Source organism: Salinivibrio sp. SS2, assembly GCF_001722075.1.
GTDB classification, from domain to species: domain Bacteria; phylum Pseudomonadota; class Gammaproteobacteria; order Enterobacterales; family Vibrionaceae; genus Salinivibrio; species Salinivibrio proteolyticus.
The window spans coordinates 1-610 of the sequence record NZ_MEBP01000031.1; the positions used below are offsets into that span (position 1 = coordinate 1).

Annotated in this window: 1 protein-coding gene; it reads right to left on the reverse strand. The window is 46.1% G+C overall.

Translation table 11 applies throughout. The annotated features are described in order from the left end of the window. Nucleotides 1-50: 50 nt before the first annotated feature. Nucleotides 51-410 (reverse strand): HopJ type III effector protein, encoded by a 360-nt coding sequence (locus BGK46_RS02080; protein ID WP_069586822.1) that lies wholly within the window; start codon nt 408-410, stop codon nt 51-53. Nucleotides 411-610 lie beyond the last annotated feature (200 nt).

A 610-nucleotide genomic window follows, 5' to 3' on the forward strand; every position in this document is an offset into this window, starting at 1 on the left:
AGACCTTTGTCAGCAGTCTGGGCGATCATTTGATCGCCGTTTTTTATGGATTATGAATGCACACCTGCTTTCGCTTTAAGTGGCATTTTGTCGAAGTCGACACCTTTCCAGCCGGTGACCATAAAATTGCGGATGTTTTGGTGGTCGTTGCCGGATGGATTGCTGAGCACGTCCTCACGATAATACCCGCCAAAACACGCAAGGGTCTGCTCTTCGGTTAACTCGTGCAGTTGGCAAAATGCCAACACTTTACACGAACCGGTATTTTGGCCTGCTTTATTGGCGAGATTGCCATTAGTAAAGCGAGTCGGGGCGTAATCGTAATGTGCATCGATCACGGCCAAGGTCTCATCAAACGTCACCATCTCGGGTGTCTTTGTGATTTTGACGAGAAAACTATCTATGGTCATGTCTGTTCCTGAGTTATTAAAACGCGGCCTCTTCATGGAGGATAGACACGTTGTACCAACTTGCTCCTCCGATGTGAAGTCACTGTGTGCGAATAATGGATAAATATCCATCACTTAAACGAAAAATAGTGTTGCAGTACTTTACATTGCAAGAGGCCATCATTAATATACAAACCTGTTCGGAGGGATGGCTGAGCGGT